Raw genomic sequence first — 560 nt, forward strand, 5'->3', positions numbered from 1 at the left:
ATCTCCCACTCTTCTCTGTTCTCAATCGTTTGTAAATTCTTTAAATCTGATCTTTGGAAAAGGGTGTTTTTCATCTGCGAACATCTTCTCTAAAAGGGTATTTTTGAGATTTTTTAGCTTTTCTAACTTACACTGAAGAAGTGATATAACTAACCCAATGCAACCAAAAAAACTAATAATCGAACTTTGTTCCATTTCTTTTGTTGTAACTATTAAGTTATTAAGTAAATATGTCAAATGTCTTCTGTATTTAATTACCTTTGGCTTTAGACGCTTAATTAAGTAAAACATAAACTCACTATTAACATCCTTAACTGATAGTATTTTAACACCATCATTTGCTATAAAATAATTTGTTTTAGGTCTGATAATTGAGAATGTATGATCTCCGAACAGAATAGTTTTTTCCGAATAATTTATAAAATTAGAACTTAGACTATAACCATATATAGGAGAATCACCTTGCTGATATATCGGATAACCAATACTTTCTAATCTATAATTTCTTATTCTAATCGGAATTGTTGATACTAAATCCCCTACTCTTCTCTGTTCTCAAG

At 29.1% G+C, this 560-nt stretch carries 1 protein-coding gene; it reads right to left on the bottom strand.

Annotation, left to right across the window (positions count from 1 at the left end):
* Positions 1 to 560: restriction endonuclease subunit S domain-containing protein (locus OF365_RS03200; RefSeq protein ID WP_465245902.1), on the bottom strand; the 560-nt coding region annotated here is incomplete at both ends.

Origin of the sequence: Ureaplasma zalophigenitalium (assembly GCF_025780055.1) — a bacterium.
GTDB classification, from domain to species: Bacteria; Bacillota_I; Bacilli_A; order Mycoplasmatales; family Mycoplasmoidaceae; genus Ureaplasma; species Ureaplasma zalophigenitalium.